This is a genomic window from Sodalis sp. C49 (genome assembly GCF_046352915.1).
GTDB lineage: Bacteria > Pseudomonadota > Gammaproteobacteria > Enterobacterales > Enterobacteriaceae > Acerihabitans.
Window position 1 is genome coordinate 3,412,984 of record NZ_CP163303.1, and the last position, 24,059, is coordinate 3,437,042.

The window sequence follows — 24,059 nt, forward strand, 5'->3', positions numbered from 1 at the left end:
CCGAAAGGGTTGGCCAATTAAGCCGCTTCTTTCTGATCGCGCAGTGCAGCCAGTGTACGGACCAATTTGCCTGCAGAGGCTTCTTTCATGGCCGACATCAGGCGTGAGATTGCTTCATCGTAAGTCGGCAGAGTTGCCAGGCGATCGATATTGGCCGCCGTGATAACTTCGCCTTCAAAGGCTGCTGCTTTAACCTCAAATTTGGCATTTTCCTTGGCAAAAGCCTTGAACAGGCGAGCGGCAGCGCCCGGATGTTCGTGAGAAAATGCAATCAGGGTCGGACCGACAAACGTGTCTTTCAGGCATTCGAAAGGAGTGCCTTCTACGACGCGACGCAGCAAGGTGTTGCGAACAACACGCATGTATACGCCGGCTTCACGACCTGCTTTACGCAGTTCAGTCATTTTACCTACTGTAACGCCGCGAGAATCCGCAACGACAGCAGACAGCGCGCCTTTGGCTACTTCGCTGACTTCAGCAACAATCGCTTGTTTGTCTTGAAGGTTTAATGCCATTAGCTTGTGCTCCTGGATTTAGCCGGGGAAAAGCACCCGACACTCACTAGCTTAACGCCACAATGGCGATAAGCGGCTAAACACGGTGAGCAGAATCCAGCAAACGAATATGTTATTCAGCTTCTGTCACCGTCTACGCAGGACGATTAAGCATTTTACCCGCTCTATTTCATACTGCGAATGCCTTGGCTGCCCGCATTCACTCCAGCCCCTTACGTAAGTAAGCCACTGGCGATCGCTTGGTTGCCGCCTTCCTGCACCTCGAAATAGTTTAGGTAATATGCACCTGCGGTCTTGGACGGAGGCTTGGATAAGGCCAAGCTCCAACCGAAAATCTTGTTTTTTTTCGTCCAGGCTAAACAACGGCCAATGACGAAACAATGGGCGTTAGATTCTAGACAAATCTTTCGCCCAAGTCAAAGGGGTAATTATGCAACAACCGTTGCCAGACCGCTTTGATCGATAGCCAGACCTGCGCCCATGGTGGTGGAGAGGCTGATTTTCTTGATGTACACGCCTTTGGCCTGTGTCGGTTTGGCTTTTTTCAGCGCAACCAGCAGGGATTCCAGGTTTTCTCTCAATTTGTCAGTATCGAAGTCCACTTTACCGATGGTGGTGTGGATAATACCGTTTTTGTCGTTGCGATAACGAACCTGACCGGCTTTGGCGTTTTTAACCGCTTCGGCGACGTTCGGGGTAACGGTACCCACTTTCGGGTTAGGCATCAGGCCGCGCGGCCCGAGGATCTGGCCCAGCTGGCCCACGACGCGCATGGCATCCGGGGAAGCGATAACAACGTCAAAGTTGAATTCGCCTTTTTTGATCTGATCGGCCAGGTCATCCATACCGACCAGGTCCGCGCCGGCTGCCTTGGCAGCTTCGACGTTGGCGCCCTGGGTGAATACGGCTACACGCACGGTACGGCCGGTGCCGTTAGGCAGGACGGTGGCGCCACGAACGTTTTGATCGGACTTACGGGCATCAATCCCGAGGTTTACGGCAACGTCGATGCTTTCAACGAACTTGGCGGTAGCCAGTTCCTTGAGCAGCGCAACGGCTTCGTTGATGTCATATTGCTTAGTGGAATCAACTTTGTCGCGGATTACACGCATGCGCTTGGTCAGTTTAGCCATTTCTTAATCCTCCACTACCAGGCCCATGGAACGAGCAGTACCTTCAATGGAGCGGGACATCGCTTCCACATCGGCACCCGTCATATCCGCCGCTTTGGTTTCCGCGATTTCGCGAACCTGGGCGTGCGTTACTTTACCGACTTTTTCTTTGTTCGGCTTACCAGAACCAGACTTCACGCCTGCGGCTTTCTTGAGCAGCACGGCAGCCGGCGGGGTTTTGGTAACGAAGGTGAAAGAGCGGTCGGAGTAAACGGTGATAACAACCGGGATTGGCAGACCTTTTTCAATGCTTTCAGTCTTGGCATTGAAGGCTTTACAGAATTCCATGATGTTAACGCCCTGCTGACCCAGCGCTGGGCCGACCGGCGGACTTGGATTCGCCATGCCTGCTGCAACCTGCAGTTTTACATAGGCTTGTACTTTCTTGGCCATTTGAATTTCCTCTAGCGGGTGATAGCGCCGGTTAAGGCTCCCCAGTGTATAAGCTATTACATGCCCGTGGGCACATAAAAACGAAAGGCGCGAAATTCTAGTTCAATTTCGCGCCTTGAGCAAGCATTAATCATTATCGATAGGGGGTCGGCTATCAGCCCTTCTCAACCTGGCCGAAGTCCAGCTCGACCGGAGTGGCGCGACCGAAAATCGACACCGACACTTTCAGGCGGCTTTTTTCGTAGTCGACTTCTTCCACCACGCCGTTGAAATCGGCAAACGGCCCGTCGTTGACGCGCACCAGTTCGCCGGGTTCGAACAGCGTCTTCGGCCGCGGCTTGTCACCCACTTGCTGGAGGCGATTCATGATCGCATCCACTTCTTTATCGCTGATAGGCGCCGGGCGATCGGATGTGCCGCCGATAAACCCCATCACGCGGGGCACGCTGCGCACTAAATGCCAGCTGGCGTCATTCATCACCATTTGTACCAGCACATAGCCCGGGAAGAATTTGCGTTCGCTCTTGCGGCGCTGACCGCCGCGGATTTCGACGACTTCTTCCGTTGGCACCATGACTTCGCCAAACAGCTCTTCCATATTGTGCAATTTAATATGTTCGCGTAGAGACTGCGATACGCGACCTTCAAAACCGGAAAACGCCTGGACGACGTACCAACGTTTCTTCGGAGCTTCGGACATCTTAGAACCTCAGGCCAGTAATAAACGATACCAGACGGACCAGAATACCATCCAGTCCCCACAGGATCAGTGACATCACGGCGGTCACCGCGGCGACGATTAACGTGGTGTGCAACGTTTCCTGGCGGGTCGGCCATATCACTTTGCGTACTTCGGTACGCGCTTCACGGGCAAACGCGACGGTCGATTTGCCTTTCACTGTCATCAGGGCAATACCGCCTGCAATGGCGATAATCAGTACGACAGCCAGCGCTCGCAGGGGTAAGCTAAAATCACGATAATAATAATTACCGACGATCGCAACCACCAGCAGTACAGCGACCGCTGCCCACTTTACCACTTCCAGGCTACGCCCGCTTCCTTGAGCTTCGGTATTCGCACTCATAAAAAAAACCTGTCACGTAGGATTCACACAAACAACTTAGCCCCGCAGAGGGCGAGGCTACCAAGCGAAGAGTGCTCTTTAAAAGCAACAAAACTTCAAAGCTTCACGCCGCTGATGAAGAGCCCATCTCACCAATGATTATGACGTAAAATCGCTGATGAGATAGGTTCTCTGTCACAGCGTAGAAAAAAGGCATCAAATGATGCCCTTTTACTGCGCGCTACGTCAAATGTTATTCAACATCTTTCGAAGACTTATACGCCAGTCTTACGCGATAACCTTGGCAACCACGCCGGCGCCAACGGTACGGCCGCCTTCGCGGATAGCGAAACGCAGACCGTCGTCCATGGCGATCGGGGCAATCAGGTTAACAATCATCTTGATGTTGTCGCCAGGCATAACCATTTCCACGCCTTCCGGCAGTTCGATGGTACCGGTCACGTCAGTGGTACGGAAGTAGAACTGAGGACGGTAGCCTTTGAAGAACGGCGTATGACGGCCGCCTTCATCCTTGGATAGGATGTAGACTTCGGATTCGAACTGGGTATGCGGTTTAATGGAGCCCGGTTTAGCCAGTACCTGGCCGCGTTCCACGTCGTCACGCTTGGTGCCGCGCAGCAGAACGCCGACGTTTTCACCGGCACGGCCTTCGTCCAGCAGTTTGCGGAACATTTCAACGCCGGTACAGGTGGTCTTGACGGTATCCTTGATGCCGACGATTTCAACTTCTTCGCCCACTTTAACGATGCCGCGTTCCACACGACCGGTTACCACGGTGCCGCGGCCGGAAATGGAGAATACGTCTTCGATGGGCAGCAGGAACGGTTTGTCGATTGCGCGTTCCGGTTCCGGGATGTAGGAATCCAGGGCTTCGGCCAGTTCCAGGATTTTAGAGGTCCAGGCTTCGTCGCCTTCCAGCGCTTTGAGCGCGGAACCACGGATTACCGGGGTGTCGTCGCCCGGGAAATCGTACTGGGACAGCAGTTCGCGCACTTCCATTTCAACCAGTTCCAGCAGTTCTTCGTCATCGACCATGTCGCATTTGTTCATGAAGACGATGATGTAAGGAACGCCTACCTGGCGGCCCAGCAGGATGTGTTCGCGGGTCTGCGGCATCGGGCCGTCGGTTGCGGCAACCACCAGGATGGCGCCATCCATCTGGGCGGCGCCGGTGATCATGTTTTTCACATAGTCGGCGTGTCCCGGGCAGTCTACGTGCGCGTAGTGGCGGGCCGGGGTGTCGTATTCAACGTGGGACGTGTTGATGGTGATACCGCGGGCTTTTTCTTCCGGCGCGTTGTCGATCTGATCGAAAGCACGGGCGCTGCCGCCGTAAGCTTTGGCCAGCACGGTTGTGATGGCGGCGGTCAGGGTCGTTTTACCATGGTCAACGTGGCCGATAGTACCGACGTTAACGTGTGGTTTTGTACGTTGAAACTTTTCTTTAGACATCGATTGTCCCTCTAAGACACGAATAAATCGGTGGTATCACCACATTAACCAGACATAGGCCTGATAAATTTATTTTCTAACAGAAAGTGAATCAGGAGGGAGACTAGAAGTGGTGCTGATAGGCAGATTCGAACTGCCGACCTCACCCTTACCAAGGGTGCGCTCTACCAACTGAGCTATATCAGCACATTTGGAGCGGGCAGTGGGAATCGAACCCACGTCATCAGCTTGGAAGGCTGAGGTAATAGCCATTATACGATGCCCGCATCTTGGAACTCGGCTACCTGATATTTCTGTAGATTGTTGAAAGGTTCATATCATACAAACCTTAGTCGAAGGTTTTCAACCTTCCCCTGGCGCATGATGTTGCTTTGCATCAGGGATTGCCTTGGTTGCCCGCGGCGAATTTGGTGGTGGGGGAAGGATTATTCGTCACTTCGTTCCTCACCCTTCGGGCCGTCGCAAGCGACGTTGTCTCGCTTTGCTCGACTCGAACCTTAATCGAAGGTTTTCAACCTTCCCCTGGCGCATGATGTTGCTTTGCATCAGGGATTGCCTTGGTTGCCCGCGGCGAATTTGGTGGTGGGGGAAGGATTATTCGTCACTTCGTTCCTCACCCTTCGGGCCGTCGCAAGCGACGTTGTCTCGCTTTGCTCGACTCGAACCTTAATCGAAGGTTCTCAACCTTCCCCCTGGCGCATGATGTTGCTTTGCATCAGGGATTGCCTTGGTTGCCCGCGGCGAATTTGGTGGTGGGGGAAGGATTCGAACCTTCGAAGTCAGTGACGGCAGATTTACAGTCTGCTCCCTTTGGCCGCTCGGGAACCCCACCAGATTTTTGTTGGTGCCGGCAGAAGGAGTCGAACCCTCGACCTACTGATTACAAGTCAGTTGCTCTACCAACTGAGCTATGCCGGCATCAAGTGCAGCGCATTCTAGGTAGAGCCGGCGACCTATGCAACAAAAAAATCGCGTAAATCGCACTTTCGCTCATAAAATACCCAAAATTAGAAAATGTCTCACAAATTTGTTTGTTATTCATGCACCGAGAGAAGCGCCCCGGCCGGCCAGGGCGAGTCTGCACCACGATGGGCCTATTGCACCGCCGTGGCGCCCGGAACATCGCCGCTTCCCGCGCGGTGCCTCTGCTGGCCATGATCGCCGGCTGGCACGCGTCTTGCTTTATTTATACTGTAGTTTCTGTGATATCACCGGCCGGAGGATGACATCATGAAAATAGTACAGCTGAATGCCGCCACGCTTCCCGTTTACCGCAGCGAGCTCGCAGGCCTGCTGATGGACGCCGTTGCGTACGGCGCCTCGGTAGGCTACACCAATCCCCTGACCCAGGATGAGGCGGAGGGCTATATCCACGGCCTGCGCTCCGCCATGGCTAAGAATGACTTATTGTTATGGATTGCGCGTGACGAGCGGGGCATTGTCGGCAGTATCCAGCTGGAGTTATGCCGTAAGCCAAACGGGCAAAACCGGGCGGAAATACAAAAACTCCTGGTGCACAGCCGCGCCAGGCGCGAAGGGATTGGGAAATCGCTGATAGGCGCCCTTGAGCGCACCGCCCGCGATCTGCAGCGCGGCCTGCTCTACCTGGATACCCAATCCGGTTCCCCCGCGGAAGCCTTTTACCGCGCGCTCGGCTACCGCTGCCTGGGTGAAATTCCCGATTACGCCTGCACGCCGGACGGTTATTACCATCCCACGGTTATCTATTACAAACGCTTATTCGCCGTCAACCAGCAGCTAAACGCCATCGCCAGCTAAGCTCATAAGCGGCGGGTACGGATCTTTGACCTGTGACCCAAGTGTCCCCGAGCCGTACCCTTCCGCCCATTGTCAAGATTCCATGGTTTAAGCAGAAAAAACACTCTACGATGTTAACGAAGCTGTCTATACTATGCAGCTTGTTTTCGTTCCGGGTGGGCTCGGCTGCCCCGATTGGACCTGCGCAACAGGCTGGCTAAGCTTATGATAAATCGTGATCAATCACTTACCACACCCTATCTTCAGTTCAACCGGCAGCAATGGGCCGCTTTGCGTGATACGGTTCCCCTGACGTTAACCCAGGAAGAAATAATAAAACTGAAAGGGATTAACGAAGATCTTTCCCTTGATGAAGTGGCGGAAATTTACCTGCCGCTCTCGCGTTTAATCAATTTCTACATCAGCTCCAATCTGCGCCGCCAGGCGGTATTGGAACAGTTCCTTGGCACCAACGGCCAGCACATCCCATATGTTATCGGCATTGCCGGCAGCGTGGCGGTGGGTAAAAGCACCACCGCGCGCGTATTACAGGCGTTGCTGAGCCGTTGGCCTGAACACCGCTCGGTCGAGCTGGTCACCACCGATGGTTTTTTATATCCCAACCGCGTACTGAAAGAACGGGAATTAATGAAGAAAAAGGGATTCCCGCAATCCTACGATATGCGCAGCCTGGTTAATTTTGTTTCCGAAGTAAAATCAGGCGCCAGTGAAGTTACTGCTCCGGTATATTCCCATCTGATCTACGATATCGTGCCGGAAGATAATAAAGTCATCTCGCAACCCGATATATTAATTCTTGAAGGATTAAACGTGTTGCAGAGTGGCATGGATTATCAGCATGCCTCCCATCATGTTTTTGTTTCCGATTTCGTCGATTTTTCCATTTATGTGGATGCACCGGAAGATTTACTAAAAAGCTGGTATATCAACCGTTTCCTGCGTTTTCGGCAGGGTGCATTTTCCAATCCGCATTCTTACTTTCATAATTATGCCAAGCTGACGGAAGAAGAAGCCGTACAAATTGCCAGCCAGCTTTGGGAAGAAATTAACGGATTAAACCTGAAAGAAAATATCCTGCCCACGCGTGAGCGCGCGAGTCTGATTTTATCCAAAAGCGCCAATCACGCAGTGGGGAATATCAGGCTGCGGAAATAGTCCATAACGTCCGGGCGCGCTGTAATCCATAAATAACAGGAAACGGCGCCCTATAAATCGTCAGTGATTGTCTGTTACGGCATTATTGGCCGTAGCCATATGACCCCGCGCGGGATGAACATGTCAAAGTCCCCGCAGCGAGATTTCACCACCGAGGTAGGCTTTTACCTTACCGTCTTGTTCCAGCAACAAGGCCCCCTGCGCATCGATGCCGCGTGAAATACCTTTGATTTCACGCTCGCCAATCAGCAGCTTAACCGGGCGATGATAAAAGTTATCCAGTGCCTGCCAACGCGTTACGAACGCGGCGAAGCCGTCCCGTTCAAAAATCGGCAATGCCAGCCTGAGCCCGTTGATGAGCTTCGCGGCCAGAGCGTTACGATCGATCTGGATACCCGCTTCCTGTAAATTAATCCAGCCCTGATTGATGACCGGCTCGGCCGTTTCCCTCATCGCCAGGTTAATTCCGGCGCCTATCACCAGATGCGCGGCATCGCCGGCCTTGCCGCTGATCTCCACCAGGATGCCGGCCAGCTTGCGATCGTGCAGATAGAGATCGTTAGGCCATTTCACCCGCACCTCGCGCGCGCCCAGTTCATGCAGCACTTCCGCCATGATGATGCCGATCACCAGGCTAAGGCCGATCGCCGCCGCCGGGCCTTGCTCCAGCCGCCAATACAGGGACAGATAGAGATTGGCGCCAAACGGCGAGACCCATTGCCGGCCGCGCCTCCCCCGTCCCGCCATCTGGTACTCTGCGACACAGGCGTCGCCGGAGCGCAGGACGGCGGTGCGCTCCATCAGGTACTGATTGGTGGAATCAATCACCGGCAGCACCGTGACCCCGCCCCGCGGCAGCAGCGACAGGATTTTCCCCTCATCCAAAAGTTGCAGCGGGGCATAGAGGCGATACCCTTTACCGGGAACGGTGAAAACATCAATACCCCACTCCCGCAGGGTCTGGATATGTTTATTGATGGCCGCGCGGCTCATGCCCAGCGAATCGCCGAACTGCTCGCCGGAGTGGAATTCCCCGTCGGCCAGCAGCCCGATTAATTTTAGCGGAACAGTGATATCTTTCATGACAGAGTATCCACCGCGTCTACTTCACCGCCGGCGGCGATAAACCGCACTTCTGGCTCCAGCCAGACGTTAAACCGTTCCGCTACGCTATTGCGCACCAGTTTCGCCAGCGCGACGATAGCCCGCCCATCAGCCTGGCCGTTATTGATCAATACCAGCGCCTGTTTGGCATGCACCGCGGCGGCGCCCAGCACATAGCCTTTCAGGTCGCACCGATCTATCAGCCATCCCGCCGCCAGTTTTACGCTACCGTCCGGCTGCGGATAGTGCGGCGCATCGGGATACCGTTGCAACAGGCGCCGTGCGTCCTCAGCGCCGACCAGTGGATTTTTAAAAAAGCTGCCGGCATTACCGGTAATGGCGGGGTCGGGTAATTTGCTGCGGCGCATGGCGCAAACGGTATCAAAAACCTGGCGCGGGGTGACGGTCCGGCTATCCAGGCGGACAAGATCGCCGTAGGTAAGCACCGGGCGCCAGGTTTTGTCCAGGGTAAACCCCACCGCCACGATAGCGTAGCTGGCCCGATAACGGTGTTTAAACACACTGTCGCGATAACCGAACCGGCACTCCGCGGCGCTAAGGCGTATCTTCTCGCCGTTATTCAGATCAAGCAGATCGACGTATTCGCATACCGATTCCAGCTCCACGCCGTAGGCGCCGATATTCTGGATGGGCGCAGACCCGACACGGCCGGGGATTAACGCCAGGTTTTCCAGCCCCGCCATGTCCTGCGCCAACGCGAAGGACACCAGTCCATGCCAGTCCTCGCCGGCGCCGACATGCAGATGCCAGGCATGGTTGTCTTCGCTGACCTGTATTCCTTTAATGCGATTTAGCAATACGGTGCCGGCAAAATTTTCCAAAAAAAGGACATTACTGCCGCCGCCCAGCAGCAGTACCGCTCCAGGCCGCCGTTGGGCGTCGCGCCAAAGCGTCAACAATTCAGTTTCGGTATGGGCAGTGGCGATATGGGCGGCTACCGCGTCGATGGCAAAGGTATTCAGGTGTTTTAACGCCACACCATGCATTGTCATGGTAAAAACCTTTCTTAATCACTCTTGAGCCTAGTTTACCCGATCGGGACGGATTTCAGCGACTAACTTTAGCGCCTTCCCGATCTGGCGGGCAGGATTCCGTTACCCCTTAGGGTATGAGGCCGTTATGATAAGAAAAGTGTAAACATGACCAGACTATCTGCATTTTCCCCAACATTTCCTTTTATCACCGTTACGAAACATTGGATTTGCCGTGCTACGCTATTTTAACCACCGATTGATAATGACCAGGAGTATTTAAGATTATAATCTCGCGTACAGGGCTATTATTATCCGCCTCATCGCCAGAGTACTCTCCTTCAGTAATGTAGTGATTACCGTCATCTACAATATTAGGAGAAATCAATTTAACCTTGATGTTTTCACCAAGAGCCTGATTGACTAAATTAACAATAAAAGTGGCGTCGCCGCTATTACTACCCGTGGAATTATTGTTATCAAAAAAGAGGCCTTGGTTTTCACTTCCTGGTTTTACTGCATCATAAAACATACGCAGCTCAAATGCTTTATGCCCGATAGAGCCGGTAATTCCTTTATCGTGGTAAATACACTGGACAATGGAATGAAATAAGCAATTGTTATTCTCACCACTACTATCCCGTATAACATATCCCGTTTCAAAGAGATACTTTTCTAACGCCGGCATCGCGCTGAGATGGGCCATTGCCTGCGTTTCGAGCTGTACCGTATTCTTATTTGCCTCGGCTGCAGGCCCTGCCATGCCCACACGGCCATTTCCTACGGAAGTGGTGCTGGCCAAACTTGCTTCCATTGCTCGCCTGATCTCCTCATCTTCAAGGGCGCTTTGCTGGCTGGCAGCCAGTGCCCTTAGGAAATCATCATCCTTTTCACCGGAGGGCAGGTTAGCGGAGGACAAACTGGCGTCAATGGTTTGCCTTAATACAACGTCTTCATTTAAACTCGCCATACTCCGTAACAATACCGCTGACAAATCGGGGTCATCATCGGTGCTTGCGCTAGCACCTATAATCAGTGGTAAGCTTACATTACTTACTTCTGACAATATCCGACCATTCGGAAGTTCCTTTAGAGAACAAAGTGGCTGATTATTCATCCCCAATACATATGGGTTGTTAATCTCTCTATGGTTATTGATCATTTCATAAAAATCCTGACTGATTTAATTGTGTCTCATAATATAGATCAGCCCATAAACAGTAATCAAACAACCATCCGGTCTATTATAAATACTCGCTTTGATGATAATATTAATCTTGAGTATTTAGTAAAATATCAGCAATTTTATTACATAAACTATTAAAAGATGATATTGGGATAAATATATTATATAAAGCGGCCATTTACTATTATCACACTATGGCCTATTTTATTATATGCCTGGCTGCGACAGCCGCCTTAGGGCCGTCGCCTGCGGCTCCGTTCCACCGACGTTGCCGGTGGTCCTACTCTCTTACTCGAGTAGCGAACCGCCAGGGTTACGCACATGAAAAAGCCCTCTGTTTGCACAGAGGGCTTCGTCAATTGGATGCCTGGCAGTTCCCTACTCTCGCATGGGGAGACCCCACACTACCATCGGCGCTACGGCGTTTCACTGCTGAGTTCGGCATGGGGTCAGGTGGGACCACCGCGCTAGTGCCGCCAGGCAAATTCGTTTACCAACCGTCATCCTGTTACTGATGACCATCGGCCTTTATCCGGAACTTCGCTGAAAATTCTCTCGCCACCCCTCGGGGCAACGCTCTCTTCGCGTCAAACACTTTAGGTGTTGTAAGGTTAAGCCTCACGGGTCATTAGTATCGGTTAGCTCAACGCATCGCTGCGCTTACACACCCGACCTATCAACGTCATCGTCTTTAACGTCCCTTCAGGTGGCTTAAAGCCACAGGGAAGACTCATCTCGAGGCAAGTTTCCCGCTTAGATGCTTTCAGCGGTTATCTCTTCCGCACGTAGCTACCGGGCAATGCCATTGGCATGACAACCCGAACACCAGTGGTGCGTCCACTCCGGTCCTCTCGTACTAGGAGCAGCCCCTCTCAATCTTCCAACGCCCACGGCAGATAGGGACCGAACTGTCTCACGACGTTCTAAACCCAGCTCGCGTACCACTTTAAATGGCGAACAGCCATACCCTTGGGACCTACTTCAGCCCCAGGATGTGATGAGCCGACATCGAGGTGCCAAACACCGCCGTCGATATGAACTCTTGGGCGGTATCAGCCTGTTATCCCCGGAGTACCTTTTATCCGTTGAGCGATGGCCCTTCCATTCAGAACCACCGGATCACTAAGACCTGCTTTCGCACCTGCTCGAGCCGTCACTCTCGCAGTCAAGCTAGCTTATGCCTTTGCACTAACCTCACGATGTCCGACCGTGATTAGCTAACCTTCGTGCTCCTCCGTTACTCTTTAGGAGGAGACCGCCCCAGTCAAACTACCCACCAGACACTGTCCTCGACCCAGATTATGGGCCGGAGTTAGAACATCAAACATTAAAGGGTGGTATTTCAAGGTTGGCTCCATGCAGACTGGCGTCCACACTTCAAAGCCTCCCACCTATCCTACACATCAAGGCTCAATGTTCAGTGTCAAGCTATAGTAAAGGTTCACGGGGTCTTTCCGTCTTGCCGCGGGTACACTGCATCTTCACAGCGAGTTCAATTTCACTGAGTCTCGGGTGGAGACAGCCTGGCCATCATTACGCCATTCGTGCAGGTCGGAACTTACCCGACAAGGAATTTCGCTACCTTAGGACCGTTATAGTTACGGCCGCCGTTTACCGGGGCTTCGATCAAGAGCTTCTCCTTACGGATAACCCCATCAATTAACCTTCCGGCACCGGGCAGGCGTCACACCGTATACGTCCACTTTCGTGTTTGCACAGTGCTGTGTTTTTAATAAACAGTTGCAGCCAGCTGGTATCTGCGACTGGCTTCAGCTCGGGGAGCAAGTCCCTCCACCTAATGCCAGCGTGCCTTCTCCCGAAGTTACGGCACCATTTTGCCTAGTTCCTTCACCCGAGTTCTCTCAAGCGCCTTGGTATTCTCTACCTGACCACCTGTGTCGGTTTGGGGTACGATTCGATGTGACCTGGAGCTTAGAGGCTTTTCCTGGAAGCGTAGCATCAATTCCTTCACCACCGTAGTGGCTCGTTATCACGCCTCAGTGTTGAATGAAAAAGCGGATTTACCTGCTCTTTCCACCTTCACGCTTAAACCGGGACAACCGTCGCCCGGCGAACCTAGCTTTCTCCGTCCCCCCTTCGCAGTCACACCCAGTACAGGAATATTAACCTGTTTCCCATCGACTACGCCTTTCGGCCTCGCCTTAGGGGTCGACTCACCCTGCCCCGATTAACGTTGGACAGGAACCCTTGGTCTTCCGGCGAGCGGGCTTTTCACCCGCTTTATCGTTACTTATGTCAGCATTCGCACTTCTGATACCTCCAGCAGCCCTCACAGGCCACCTTCGCAGGCTTACAGAACGCTCCCCTACCCAACAATACCCGAAGGTATCGCTGCCGCAGCTTCGGTGCATGGTTTAGCCCCGTTACATCTTCCGCGCAGGCCGACTCGACCAGTGAGCTATTACGCTTTCTTTAAATGATGGCTGCTTCTAAGCCAACATCCTGGCTGTCTGTGCCTTCCCACATCGTTTCCCACTTAACCATGACTTTGGGACCTTAGCTGGCGGTCTGGGTTGTTTCCCTCTTCACGACGGACGTTAGCACCCGCCGTGTGTCTCCCGTGGTAACATTCTTCGGTATTCGCAGTTTGCATCGGGTTGGTAATCCGGGGTGGACCCCTAGCCGAAACAGTGCTCTACCCCCGAAGATGAATTCACGAGGCGCTACCTAAATAGCTTTCGGGGAGAACCAGCTATCTCCCGGTTTGATTGGCCTTTCACCCCCAGCCACAAGTCATCCGCTAATTTTTCAACATTAGTCGGTTCGGTCCTCCAGTTAGTGTTACCCAACCTTCAACCTGCCCATGGCTAGATCACCGGGTTTCGGGTCTATACCCTGCAACTTAACGCCCAGTTAAGACTCGGTTTCCCTACGGCTCCCCTAAACGGTTAACCTTGCTACAGAATATAAGTCGCTGACCCATTATACAAAAGGTACGCAGTCACCCTGATAAATCAAGGCTCCCACTGCTTGTACGTACACGGTTTCAGGTTCTATTTCACTCCCCTCGCCGGGGTTCTTTTCGCCTTTCCCTCACGGTACTGGTTCACTATCGGTCAGTCAGGAGTATTTAGCCTTGGAGGATGGTCCCCCCATCTTCAGACAGGATATCACGTGTCCCGCCCTACTCATCGAGCTCACAGCACTTGTACCTTCGGATACGGGGCTATCACCCTGTGTTGCCGGACTTTCCAGACCGTTCTCCTGATACAAATGCTGATGGTGACTCTGGGCTGTTCCCCGTTCGCTCGCCGCTACTAGGGGAATCTCGGTTGATTTCTTTTCCTCGGGGTACTGAGATGTTTCAGTTCCCCCGGTTCGCCTCAATACGCTATGGATTCACGTAATGATAGTGCAACGAATTGCACTGGGTTTCCCCATTCGGACATCGCCGGCTGATAGCGCTTCATATCAGCTCACCGGCGCATTTCGCGGATTAGCACGTCCTTCATCGCCTCTGACTGCCTAGGCATCCACCGTGTACGCTTATTCACTTAACCTCACAACCCTAAAGTGTCTGTGTTGCGACTGGCTGCACACTGCCATGGCATCGTTGCGCGGTGCTCGCCATGCTCATGGACATTGAGTCCACTCCGCTGGCTGCGCGCCGTGCGCCTTGCCCTGACACTGTTCGCACAGTCTCACCCTGGTGAGAGTAAACCCTCGCCTGGGCTACAGAGATTGCCATCGACACGGCAATCATTAGGTTTGCTTGCTTTGAGAGAATCGCATACTGATTTTGCTCAGCATGTTTTTTTCAAATTTTCAGCTTGTTCCGGATTGTTAAAGAGCATGTATTTCGCAGCATACTCATAAGAGTGTGCTCTGAAATAAATAAGAAAAACCAGACAATCTTACCACCCATCCCATCAGGAAATGGTGGAGCTAAGCGGGATCGAACCGCTGACCCCCTGCGTGCAAAGCAGGTGCTCTCCCAGCTGAGCTATAGCCCCAAGTCGTTTAACCTTTTAACATCAACCAGACTCTTTCCCGCACTGAAATTGCTGTGCATCAATTAAGCTACAAAGCAATGGCATTTAGAAAGGAGAACAACTTGATAGCCCATTCGTTTCCAGGCAAGGCGTGGGGTCACGAAGTTTATTGAAATAAACGAGTGGCGCCGCAACGCAGCATGGGAAGGAATGGTAGGCCTGAGTGGACTCGAACCACCGACCTCACCCTTATCAGGGGTGCGCTCTAACCACCTGAGCTACAAGCCTATAGAAGGTTTTTCTTGCTCGTTACAGTTATCAGACAATCTGTGTGGACACTACACAATCTAGTATCTATTTCGGTAAGGAGGTGATCCAACCGCAGGTTCCCCTACGGTTACCTTGTTACGACTTCACCCCAGTCATGAATCACAAAGTGGTAAGCGCCCTCCCGAAGGTTAAGCTACCTACTTCTTTTGCAACCCACTCCCATGGTGTGACGGGCGGTGTGTACAAGGCCCGGGAACGTATTCACCGTGGCATTCTGATCCACGATTACTAGCGATTCCGACTTCATGGAGTCGAGTTGCAGACTCCAATCCGGACTACGACGCACTTTGTGAGGTCCGCTTACTCTCGCGAGTTCGCTTCTCTTTGTATGCGCCATTGTAGCACGTGTGTAGCCCTACTCGTAAGGGCCATGATGACTTGACGTCATCCCCACCTTCCTCCGGTTTGTCACCGGCAGTCTCCTTTGAGTTCCCACCATTACGTGCTGGCAACAAAGGATAAGGGTTGCGCTCGTTGCGGGACTTAACCCAACATTTCACAACACGAGCTGACGACAGCCATGCAGCACCTGTCTCAGAGCTCCCGAAGGCACGTTCGCATCTCTGCAAACTTCTCTGGATGTCAAGAGTAGGTAAGGTTCTTCGCGTTGCATCGAATTAAACCACATGCTCCACCGCTTGTGCGGGCCCCCGTCAATTCATTTGAGTTTTAACCTTGCGGCCGTACTCCCCAGGCGGTCGATTTAACGCGTTAGCTCCGAAAGCCACGGCTCAAGGCCACAACCTTCAAATCGACATCGTTTACAGCGTGGACTACCAGGGTATCTAATCCTGTTTGCTCCCCACGCTTTCGTACCTGAGCGTCAGTCTTCGTCCAGGGGGCCGCCTTCGCCACCGGTATTCCTCCAGATCTCTACGCATTTCACCGCTACACCTGGAATTCTACCCCCCTCTACGAGACTCTAGCCTGCCAGTTTCAAATGCAGTTCCCGGGTTAAGCCCGGGGATTTCACATCTGACTTAACAGACCGCCTGCGTACGCTTTACGCCCAGTAATTCCGATTAACGCTCGCACCCTCCGTATTACCGCGGCTGCTGGCACGGAGTTAGCCGGTGCTTCTTCTGCGGGTAACGTCAATCAACAAGGTTATTAACCTTATCGCCTTCCTCCCCGCTGAAAGTGCTTTACAACCCGAAGGCCTTCTTCACACACGCGGCATGGCTGCATCAGGCTTGCGCCCATTGTGCAATATTCCCCACTGCTGCCTCCCGTAGGAGTCTGGACCGTGTCTCAGTTCCAGTGTGGCTGGTCATCCTCTCAGACCAGCTAGGGATCGTCGCCTAGGTGAGCCATTACCTCACCTACTAGCTAATCCCATCTGGGTTCATCCGATGGCGTGAGGCCCGAAGGTCCCCCACTTTGGTCTTGCGACGTTATGCGGTATTAGCTACCGTTTCCAGTAGTTATCCCCCACCATCAGGCAGATCCCCAGACATTACTCACCCGTCCGCCGCTCGCCGGCAAAGTAGCAAGCTACTTCCCGCTGCCGCTCGACTTGCATGTGTTAGGCCTGCCGCCAGCGTTCAATCTGAGCCATGATCAAACTCTTCAATTAAAAGCTTGATGCTCAAAGATTGTCATACTGTTAATCTTATGAATTAACTGTTTGTTCACTCTTCAAGACTTGGTATTTTGTGTTTCGATACGGTCTTGTGAGTGCCCACACAGATTGTCTGATAAATTGTTAAAGAGCATGGCCAGCGTGCATCAATCTCACCTGGCGCGGGTTGCGTATATTACGTTTTCCCGCTGAAGAGTCAAGCTTTTATTTGCCCGAACCGGGCGCTTTTCCCTTCCCGACCCGGCATCGCGTTAGCGTTTGTTCCCGGTCAGTGGAGGCGCATTATAGGGACTTTCCCCAGCCTGACAAGTACTTATTTCACATATTGCGCCGACCGCTGAATTATCACACAACCGCAGGCTGCATCGGCAATTTTTCCAGCGAAACGAAGCCATAGCGCTGTAATACCGGTACCAGCTCCATGGCCTGCGGTGAAGCCACCAGGCAATAGGCCTGGTTCGCTTCCGTCGAATAAGCACCGTCTATTTCATGGGCGATAAGCCAGGCCGCGCGTTTGGCGATCGCTGAACCGGAATCCACCAGCCGGGTACCGTCCGGCAACACCGCTTTAAGCTCGTCGCCTAATAATGGAAAATGGGTACAACCAAGGACCACAGTGTCGGGCGGCTCGGGAAGCCGCAACCAGGGGCGCAGGATTTTCTGCAGCACCGGCAGGGCGATGGTTTCGCCATGAAGCTTGGCTTCAGCAAGCTCCACCAGCTCGGCGGATCCAAGCGTAATGATATGGCAATCCGCGGCGAATTTAGCGATCAGCTCATGGGTATAGCTACGGTGCACGGTGGCGCGGGTAGCCAACAGCCCGACGATACCATTACGGGTTAGCTTGGCGGCGGGTTTTATCGCCGGCACTACGCCGACAATAGGGCACTCAAACCGCTCGCGCAGGGCCGGCAGGGAAATGGTGCTGGCGGTATTGCAGGCGACAATCACCATATCAAGCACGTGCAGGCGCTGCACCGCCGCAACGATATTCACGACCCGCTGGACAATAAAGTCTTCCGGCTTTTCGCCATACGGAAAAGCCTCATTGTCGAATACGTAGATATAATGCGGGTCCGGCAACAGTTGCCGCACTTCATCATAGATAGATAAACCGCCCACGCCAGAGTCGAAAATCAGGATCGTGGGCCGTTTGATGTTGCTACCGTCAGAAGGAATAAGTTCCGGTGAGATAAAATTCTCGCTCTGCGGTCTGGTAGCCATAAGCCGTCTCATAGTCTTTGTCGAACAGATTGGCTATTCTACCACGAACCGTCAGATGGGGGGTTAGCGGATAAGAGGCGGCGATGTCCCACAAACTGACGCCGCCCATTCGCACCCGGTCATTCGTGTTGTAGTTGGTATCGTAACGCTCGCCGAGATAACGGTAGTTAAGCGACCAGTCGATATCGGCCACCTGCCAATCCAGCTGATATTTCACCTGCTGCTTGGCGCGTCGCGCCAGCACCTGATTGGTGGTGGCGTCGCGGGGATCGAGGTACTCCAGCGTCAGTTGATGCTGCAGCGGGCCGGTATAGACCGAGCCGGTCCATTCCACACCTTTGATCCGCGCCTTGCCGATATTCTTATAAGTGTCGTCGTTGGTGTCATAATCAATCAGGTTGTCGATATCGTTGCGGTATGCCGAGACGCGCCAGGTCAGCGGGCCGGTCAGCCCTTCCATCCCGCCCTCCCACTGCTTGCTCTCCTCGGGTTTTAAATCTTCGTTGCCGCCAAAACCACTGTAAAGCTGACTCAGGTTGGGTGCCTTGTAGGCGGTGCCGTAAGACCCGATAAGCCGGTAGCCCTCAATGAACTCCCAGGCGGCGCTGGTTTGCCACGTGCCGTGCCAGCCGAACTGCGAATTATCATCACCGCGCACCGCGCCCTCGAGGGTAACCGGCCCGACAAGCTGCGAAGCGGTGGCGTAGATACCGGTATTGCGTTGCTCATAGCCGTCGGTAAGGTAACCGGTGCCTGGTTCGGTGGTCTGCTTTTGCCAGTCCACCCCAGCGCCTGCCGTGCCATGGCCTGTCTGCAGGGTATTGCTCCACTGCGCATTATACTGTTTGGAATCGTCAAGGGTGGCGGAGGCGGAATAGGGTCCATATTGAGGATCGTAGTTATAATCCTGAGTATGGTTATAGCTAAAGGACAGCTGCGACGCGTAGATCCCGTCCTGGTAACGCATGCCGGTATCGTAAGTACGGCTGTAGAGTTTACGGGTATCGGGCAGCGCGTCAAAATGATCAGGGTCGGTATAGGCGTAGCTGCCGTCATAGCCGCTGCGGTTGTCGTAGCCATAGGCGCGGGCAAAACCGCTGAACTGCTGGTTAAAGATATGATCAAGCGAGGCAAACAGCGTTTTGCTCATAAAACCATCGCGGTCGGGCTGCGCGGGATCGCCATAGGTATCCGGCAGGTTGGCGCGCACATCAAAACCATGGGTATAGGTATAGTTGCCCGCAACGGTGGCGGTGGTGTCCTCTCCAAGCTGTTGCTGAGTGGAGCCATCATAGGTTTGATAGCCATGGGACCCTATGCCGGTGCTGAGGGTGGTGCCCGGCTGCTCGCGTGTGGTAATGATATTCACCACGCCGCCGATGGCGTCCGACCCATAGACCGCGGAACGCGGGCCACGGATATATTCGATGCGCTGCACCAGGGACAGCGGAATCTGGCTAAGGTCGGAAGAACCTGAGATGCCGGCCTGGTTCAGCCTCACGCCGTCTATCAGCACCAGGGCATGGCTTGAATCGGTGCCGCGGATAAACAGTGAGCTTTGCTGCCCCAATCCGCCGGATTGGGCGATATCCACGCCCGGCAGACGGCTTAGCGCTTCGGCCACCGATTTGATCTGGCCGCGGTCGATATCGCTGCGGGTAACCACGCTGGTCGGTGCCAGTACGGTGGATATTGGCTGGGGAAAACGGTTGGCGGATACGACCATCATTTGCGCGGCCTGATCCTGGGCGCCGTCTTGCGCCCACCCGGAGAATGCCGTGACGCAGAGCGCCAGCAGCACGGTATTGTTAATCTTAGGCATTGCCATAGCATCCAAATGATAAAATAGGATGCCGCAGGTTCCATGTTTGATGGCTCGCGATAAACAGGGATATTGCGACAGAATACCGGCAGGTTTTCGGGCTTGGGATGCGTATAATACGCCAGGCGACGACTTCCCATCATAAAGACAGTGTCTGCTTGCGCGATCGCCCTGAAGTCCCCTTACCGCTGCGCGTCAGCTCCAGCTTTCCACTGGATTCCCTTTTAACTTACGAAAGACCGGACAATAATCCTACAATCAAAGAGATAAGCATGTCTATAGCACTAATAATCAAACTATTTATAAGCGCAACAACACTGGACATCACCGGTTTATCCCCTACAATCCCCCATAAAGTGGTACAAATAACGGATATTAGCGAGAGATCATCATGACCGACGAGACGTTACCCATTAGCGCGTATGAAACCCAACTGGCGGAAAAAGCCGCTCGACTGAACGCGATGATGGCGGCGTTTCAGGCGCCCGAGGCGGAAATATTCCGCTCGCAGCCCGAACATTACCGGATGCGTGCTGAATTCCGGGTCTGGCATGATGAGCAGGATTTGTATCATATAATGTTTGATCAGCAGACCAAGGACCGGATCCGCATCGATCACTTCGCCGCCGGCGGCGAACTGATGAACCGATTGATGGTCGCCATGATGGACGCATTGCGGCCATCGCCGATCCTGCGGCGCAAGCTGTTCCAGCTTGATTACCTGACGACCCTGAGCGGTGAAGCGGTGATTACCCTTATCTATCATCGTCCGTTAGACGACGAATGGCGCGAGCATGCGGGCGCGCTGCGCGATCATCTGAGGACGCAGGGTTTTGCGGTCAACCTGATTGGCCGCGCCACCAAAACCAAAATTTGCCTGGACCGTGATTATGTCGATGAGCGCTTGCCGGTGGCGGGACGGGAAATCATTTACCGTCAAATCGAAAATAGCTTTACCCAACCCAACGCCGCCGTGAATATCCAGATGCTTGAGTGGGCGCTCTCGGCCACTGAACCGGCACAAGGGGATCTGCTGGAGCTGTATTGCGGCAACGGCAATTTTTCCCTGGCGCTGGCGGGCAATTTTAACCGGGTGCTGGCCACGGAAATAGCCAAGCCTTCGGTGGAAGCGGCACAGTTTAATATCGCCGCCAATCGAATGACCAACGTGCAGATTATCCGCATGTCGGCTGAGGAGTTTACCCAAGCCATGCAAGGGGTGCGGGAGTTTACCCGCCTGAAGGACATCGACCTGGCAAGCTACCGCTGCGAAACCATATTTGTCGACCCGCCGCGCAGCGGGTTGGATGATGCCACCGTCAGGCTGGTGCAGGGGTATCCGCGCATCCTGTATATCTCATGTAACCCGGAATCGTTGTGCGGTAATTTGACAACGTTGGCGGAAACCCACCGTATCGAACGATTGGCGCTGTTTGATCAATTTCCTTATACCCGCCATATGGAATGCGGAGTGCTGTTAACCGCCAAAACGCAGCCATAGATCAATGGCACCTAAAATGAGGCTCTTACGCATGCTTCGTGCCCGCCTAGAGCCGCTGATTCCCCTTAAAGGATGTTTATTTGTCGCTCTCATAGTCAATGCTGGTGACATTTCAGCTTGACCGACCGCCCCCGGGGTGCGGACAGCAAAGGCGCTGAACTAGCAATCGAAGCCTAAAGCGGTATCGTTTATCTTCATGAGACCGAGATAAAATAACGCACCCATAAAAAAACTGACCATGGACATCTTTAACATGCCAGGCTTATGATTAAACTGGTTATGGGCGGCTTGATAAACATAATCTATTACAAAGGCTGCAGCGCCGGCCATAAGTCCGGTCATGAAACAATTTACCAGCGTATTTTCAAATAGCTCGTGGCGCCACTGTTCTGTATCGCATCTCGTGCGGATTTCACTGCATATCTCCTTCAACTCTGCGCAAGACTTTTCCATCGCTAACGTTTTATCAATGTTAATCCTGCAATCTTGCAGCGGTTTCCAGCATCCTTCCAACTCAAGCTGGAAGTAGCATCGGTCGGCCCTTGCGGCTTTCAGGCTACCTAACAAATCATAAATTAACTTATTTGTTAATGATACGGTAAGCGGGATGGAAATCACCGATAAAGGATTAGAGCAACAAAACGCCGTGGCGGAATTGCAGGCACGTGCCAATTTCGTCATCAACTTAAAAAATTTGCTTGTCGTATTATTGTGATATTTATCGGCATGAGACACTTGGCTGACCATCCCGGCATTATTCTTTTCTCGATTATTAATTTCAGGGTTCATATAATGATTCCTCGGCAAGGGATTAAATGGCATAACGATGTAAAAAGACGAAAGCGCTGATAGACTATTTTCACAAATAAAGGTTAAACTCCCCGAAGCCGGTAATATCCCTAACAACCGCCCGGGTCGGTGCCTGCAAGCGGCAAAATTGATCCCGAAGTTAGCCGGTTCGCTTACAGTAGCCGCCTGACCAGATTAACTATCCTATTGGGTAATATTGTCCAGTTCAATGTCGATAAAGTTTGTATAAGCCACACCGGCTAAAGCGCCTACGATAAAACCAATTCCTACGGTATAAAAAACACTATCACGATGACGCAGCGGATCCGCACCACAAAATGATTTGCATGATTCTAGCGCACAGCCTGCGGCGAATCCCGCAGCGCCGCCGCCCAACATGCCGATGCTCAAACCCAGGCCCATGATTTTGCCTTTCCATTCCCTGACGTCCAGATGGGTAACGGGGGGCGGCTTGCTGATATTTTGGATTGAAACAGCGATAAGCCGTTGGGCGCCAAAGACGATACCTATTGCCGACGCGGCAGACAAAGTGACTACAGACAGGGTCTTGATAAAGGGTAAGGCGCTGTTGGCCGCGCCGCTAAATGATCTGGCAAAACGCGTAACGCCCTGACCGAAACCATTATCCCCCTGGCTAATCTCCTCTAAAGGGCAATGGGTTGTTGTGGTCGGCATTGTTGGGTCTGAGACAGGCATCATTAACTCCTATCAATACTAACTAATTTTCTATTACATAAAATCGATCCGAAGATAAACTGAAGGCTGATATTTCTACCTATCATCATAAGAATACCCCCCGCCATAGGCCTTTTTAAGAATCACAGATAATTAAGCGCACTTGAAAAGTGAGGGTACCATAACAAGCCTAGAGAGAAATAGAATAAGGCGACTATACAGTACATAGCTAATGGAACTCTAGCAATACGATTAAAATTAAATAACTTATTAATTAACGAGTTTATATTACCGAGCGTAAACCCAGCGACAAAACAAGCCGCCATGATACCCATACATAGCTTATAGTTGAAAATATTATACTGCGGATCATATATCTGCAAGCTGGTAGAACCCATAGGGGGTGCTTCATTTCGGTTGGTCACAATAGAAATTCCTCGGAAATAGCTATTTGCCGACAGCGCCGTGGACAGGGCAACCCCTGCTTTATAGCAAATTTTAGGTAGCGTCATTACAGCATTGTTGACCTGGACTAATGGCTGGGAAAACAGGGGGCGCGCAGAAAACTCATCGTCAGTCTCATCATCCGATGAAATATAAAAAAAATTGTCATGTATTATTTTATTACTAATATTTATGTTGGAGAAATTAGAATTACACATAATTAACACCCTATTTTACTTGAAGTAAAACTTCATTTGCTTATATTTTACAAGGCTAACCGCAGGAAAAAAACTTTACTATAAATACATAAAAAACAACAGGAGAGAATATCTTAATGAAAATTTTTGTATAGCATTCAAAAAAATTAATAATTATACTTTTCTCTTTGATAAATTAGCAACCTTTGAGCATAGCGGAGTTCATTTTGTAAAACGACGGATTATACGTCATTTAAAAATAGCAGATGCGGTCTTCGCGTTCAGTATTGGCTATTGTTTAATAATCCAGGCTCAAGAAATTTATGAATCCCGTTGGATTTTGTCTAGCCGTTTCAATTTGCGCCCAATCCAGAATACCAGGACCACCATCAGGATGGCTGGAATAAAATTTGAGCCGATAACCGGGTATTCCACCCGGATAATAGCACTGTACATCAACAGGCCCAGCAGGAAGCTTACCGCCGCCAGGGAAGGATAACCCTCCGGCATGGCGCAGTCGCGATAATGATGGTGCAGGCAGTATACCGACAGCACCAGCGAAATCAGCGGGAAGATGGAAAAAGGCACAATAGTGCTGAACAGGGCCGCGAAGGAGCCGTTAATGGATAAACCGGCAATCAGCGCCAATAGGAGCGTGCCTTTTTCACCCAGGGGTCGTGTCGTCATA

General features: G+C 52.3%; 18 protein-coding genes, 6 tRNA genes, 3 rRNA genes, 2 other RNA genes and 1 riboswitch. Of the genes, 3 read left to right on the top strand and 26 right to left on the bottom strand.

Translation table 11 applies throughout. The annotated features are described in order from the left end of the window. Positions 1–17: 17 nt before the first annotated feature. The 12 genes from rplJ to ABUK12_RS15355 all read right to left on the bottom strand — a co-directional run bounded on the left by rplJ (position 18) and on the right by ABUK12_RS15355 (position 5,535). Complete coding sequence (gene rplJ / locus ABUK12_RS15300; RefSeq protein ID WP_162368656.1) at positions 18–515, bottom strand: 50S ribosomal protein L10; 498 nt, start codon at positions 513–515, stop codon at positions 18–20. Positions 516–943: 428 nt separating this feature from the next. Beyond that, a complete protein-coding gene (gene rplA, locus ABUK12_RS15305) occupies positions 944–1,648 on the bottom strand; it encodes a 50S ribosomal protein L1 (protein WP_162368657.1) in 705 nt (234 codons plus the stop codon). A gap of 3 nt (positions 1,649–1,651) precedes the next feature. Continuing rightward, the gene (gene rplK / locus ABUK12_RS15310; protein ID WP_162368658.1) at positions 1,652–2,080 is read right to left on the bottom strand and encodes a 50S ribosomal protein L11; all 429 of its coding nucleotides are present in this window, start codon (positions 2,078–2,080) and stop codon (positions 1,652–1,654) included. Between the two features lie 154 nt (positions 2,081–2,234). Beyond that, entirely contained in the window at positions 2,235–2,780 is a 546-nt protein-coding gene (gene nusG / locus ABUK12_RS15315; protein WP_410012671.1) for a transcription termination/antitermination protein NusG, read from the bottom strand. Between the two features lies 1 nt (position 2,781). Continuing rightward, positions 2,782–3,165 carry a preprotein translocase subunit SecE gene (secE, locus tag ABUK12_RS15320; protein ID WP_410012672.1) on the bottom strand — a complete coding sequence of 128 codons (384 nt, stop codon included), beginning with the start codon at positions 3,163–3,165 and terminating at the stop codon, positions 2,782–2,784. Positions 3,166–3,432: 267 nt separating this feature from the next. Continuing rightward, positions 3,433–4,617 (bottom strand): elongation factor Tu, encoded by a 1,185-nt coding sequence (gene tuf, locus ABUK12_RS15325; RefSeq protein ID WP_410012673.1) that lies wholly within the window; start codon positions 4,615–4,617, stop codon positions 3,433–3,435. A gap of 110 nt (positions 4,618–4,727) precedes the next feature. Continuing rightward, positions 4,728–4,803 (bottom strand) — tRNA-Thr (locus ABUK12_RS15330). Between the two features lie 5 nt (positions 4,804–4,808). Beyond that, positions 4,809–4,883: transfer RNA gene (locus ABUK12_RS15335), tRNA-Gly, on the bottom strand. 142 nt (positions 4,884–5,025) lie between these two features. Continuing rightward, a non-coding RNA gene (locus ABUK12_RS15340) (RtT sRNA) lies at positions 5,026–5,153 on the bottom strand. A 41-nt stretch (positions 5,154–5,194) separates the two neighbouring features. After that, positions 5,195–5,322, bottom strand: a non-coding RNA gene (locus tag ABUK12_RS15345) — RtT sRNA. Positions 5,323–5,364: 42 nt separating this feature from the next. Next, positions 5,365–5,449, bottom strand: a tRNA-Tyr gene (locus ABUK12_RS15350). Positions 5,450–5,459: 10 nt separating this feature from the next. Continuing rightward, positions 5,460–5,535: transfer RNA gene (locus tag ABUK12_RS15355), tRNA-Thr, on the bottom strand. 312 nt (positions 5,536–5,847) lie between these two features. On the opposite strand from ABUK12_RS15355, the gene ABUK12_RS15360 reads away from it, so the two are divergent. Continuing rightward, positions 5,848–6,396: a GNAT family N-acetyltransferase gene (locus ABUK12_RS15360; RefSeq protein ID WP_410012674.1), complete on the top strand. Its 549-nt coding sequence runs from the start codon at positions 5,848–5,850 to the stop codon at positions 6,394–6,396. Between the two features lie 204 nt (positions 6,397–6,600). Continuing rightward, entirely contained in the window at positions 6,601–7,551 is a 951-nt protein-coding gene (gene coaA, locus ABUK12_RS15365; protein ID WP_410012675.1) for a type I pantothenate kinase, read from the top strand. A gap of 123 nt (positions 7,552–7,674) precedes the next feature. Here coaA and birA read toward each other — a convergent pair whose 3' ends face one another. The 10 genes from birA to btuB form a co-directional block, all read right to left on the bottom strand. Beyond that, on the bottom strand, positions 7,675–8,634 hold the full coding sequence (gene birA / locus ABUK12_RS15370) for a bifunctional biotin--[acetyl-CoA-carboxylase] ligase/biotin operon repressor BirA (protein WP_410012676.1): 960 nt from the start codon (positions 8,632–8,634) through the stop codon (positions 7,675–7,677). Then, entirely contained in the window at positions 8,631–9,668 is a 1,038-nt protein-coding gene (gene murB / locus ABUK12_RS15375; RefSeq protein WP_410012677.1) for a UDP-N-acetylmuramate dehydrogenase, read from the bottom strand. Before murB ends, birA begins: the two co-directional genes overlap by 4 nt. Before the next feature lie 217 nt (positions 9,669–9,885). Next, the gene (locus ABUK12_RS15380) at positions 9,886–10,809 is read right to left on the bottom strand and encodes a hypothetical protein (protein WP_410012678.1); all 924 of its coding nucleotides are present in this window, start codon (positions 10,807–10,809) and stop codon (positions 9,886–9,888) included. Positions 10,810–11,198: 389 nt separating this feature from the next. After that, positions 11,199–11,314: ribosomal RNA gene (gene rrf, locus ABUK12_RS15385) — 5S ribosomal RNA — on the bottom strand. 126 nt (positions 11,315–11,440) lie between these two features. After that, positions 11,441–14,354: ribosomal RNA gene (locus tag ABUK12_RS15390) — 23S ribosomal RNA — on the bottom strand. 377 nt (positions 14,355–14,731) lie between these two features. Then, positions 14,732–14,807 (bottom strand) — tRNA-Ala (locus tag ABUK12_RS15395). 190 nt (positions 14,808–14,997) lie between these two features. Next, positions 14,998–15,074 (bottom strand) — tRNA-Ile (locus ABUK12_RS15400). Between the two features lie 75 nt (positions 15,075–15,149). Next, a 16S ribosomal RNA gene (locus ABUK12_RS15405) occupies positions 15,150–16,692 on the bottom strand. Together the 16S, 23S and 5S rRNA genes with 2 tRNA genes alongside form the textbook arrangement of a ribosomal RNA operon. Positions 16,693–17,043: 351 nt before the next feature. Continuing rightward, entirely contained in the window at positions 17,044–17,922 is an 879-nt protein-coding gene (gene murI / locus ABUK12_RS15410; RefSeq protein WP_410012679.1) for a glutamate racemase, read from the bottom strand. Further along, positions 17,867–19,744, bottom strand: a complete 1,878-nt coding sequence (gene btuB, locus ABUK12_RS15415) for a TonB-dependent vitamin B12 receptor BtuB (RefSeq protein WP_410012680.1) — start codon at positions 19,742–19,744, stop codon at positions 17,867–17,869. Before btuB ends, murI begins: the two co-directional genes overlap by 56 nt. A 69-nt stretch (positions 19,745–19,813) precedes the next feature. Next, positions 19,814–20,003, bottom strand: a riboswitch (cobalamin riboswitch). Positions 20,004–20,135: 132 nt separating this feature from the next. Here btuB and trmA point away from each other — a divergent pair. Next, the gene (gene trmA, locus ABUK12_RS15420) at positions 20,136–21,245 is read left to right on the top strand and encodes a tRNA (uridine(54)-C5)-methyltransferase TrmA (RefSeq protein WP_410012681.1); all 1,110 of its coding nucleotides are present in this window, start codon (positions 20,136–20,138) and stop codon (positions 21,243–21,245) included. Positions 21,246–21,404: 159 nt separating this feature from the next. Here trmA and ABUK12_RS15425 read toward each other — a convergent pair whose 3' ends face one another. The 4 genes from ABUK12_RS15425 to ABUK12_RS15440 form a co-directional block, all read right to left on the bottom strand. Beyond that, complete coding sequence (locus ABUK12_RS15425) at positions 21,405–22,034, bottom strand: hypothetical protein (protein WP_410012682.1); 630 nt, start codon at positions 22,032–22,034, stop codon at positions 21,405–21,407. 204 nt (positions 22,035–22,238) lie between these two features. After that, on the bottom strand, positions 22,239–22,754 hold the full coding sequence (locus ABUK12_RS15430; protein WP_410012683.1) for a hypothetical protein: 516 nt from the start codon (positions 22,752–22,754) through the stop codon (positions 22,239–22,241). A 119-nt stretch (positions 22,755–22,873) separates the two neighbouring features. Continuing rightward, positions 22,874–23,392, bottom strand: coding sequence for a hypothetical protein (locus ABUK12_RS15435; RefSeq protein ID WP_410012684.1), 519 nt, complete (start codon positions 23,390–23,392; stop codon positions 22,874–22,876). Between the two features lie 300 nt (positions 23,393–23,692). After that, positions 23,693–24,058: a YijD family membrane protein gene (locus tag ABUK12_RS15440; RefSeq protein ID WP_410012685.1), complete on the bottom strand. Its 366-nt coding sequence runs from the start codon at positions 24,056–24,058 to the stop codon at positions 23,693–23,695. Position 24,059: the final 1 nt, after the last annotated feature.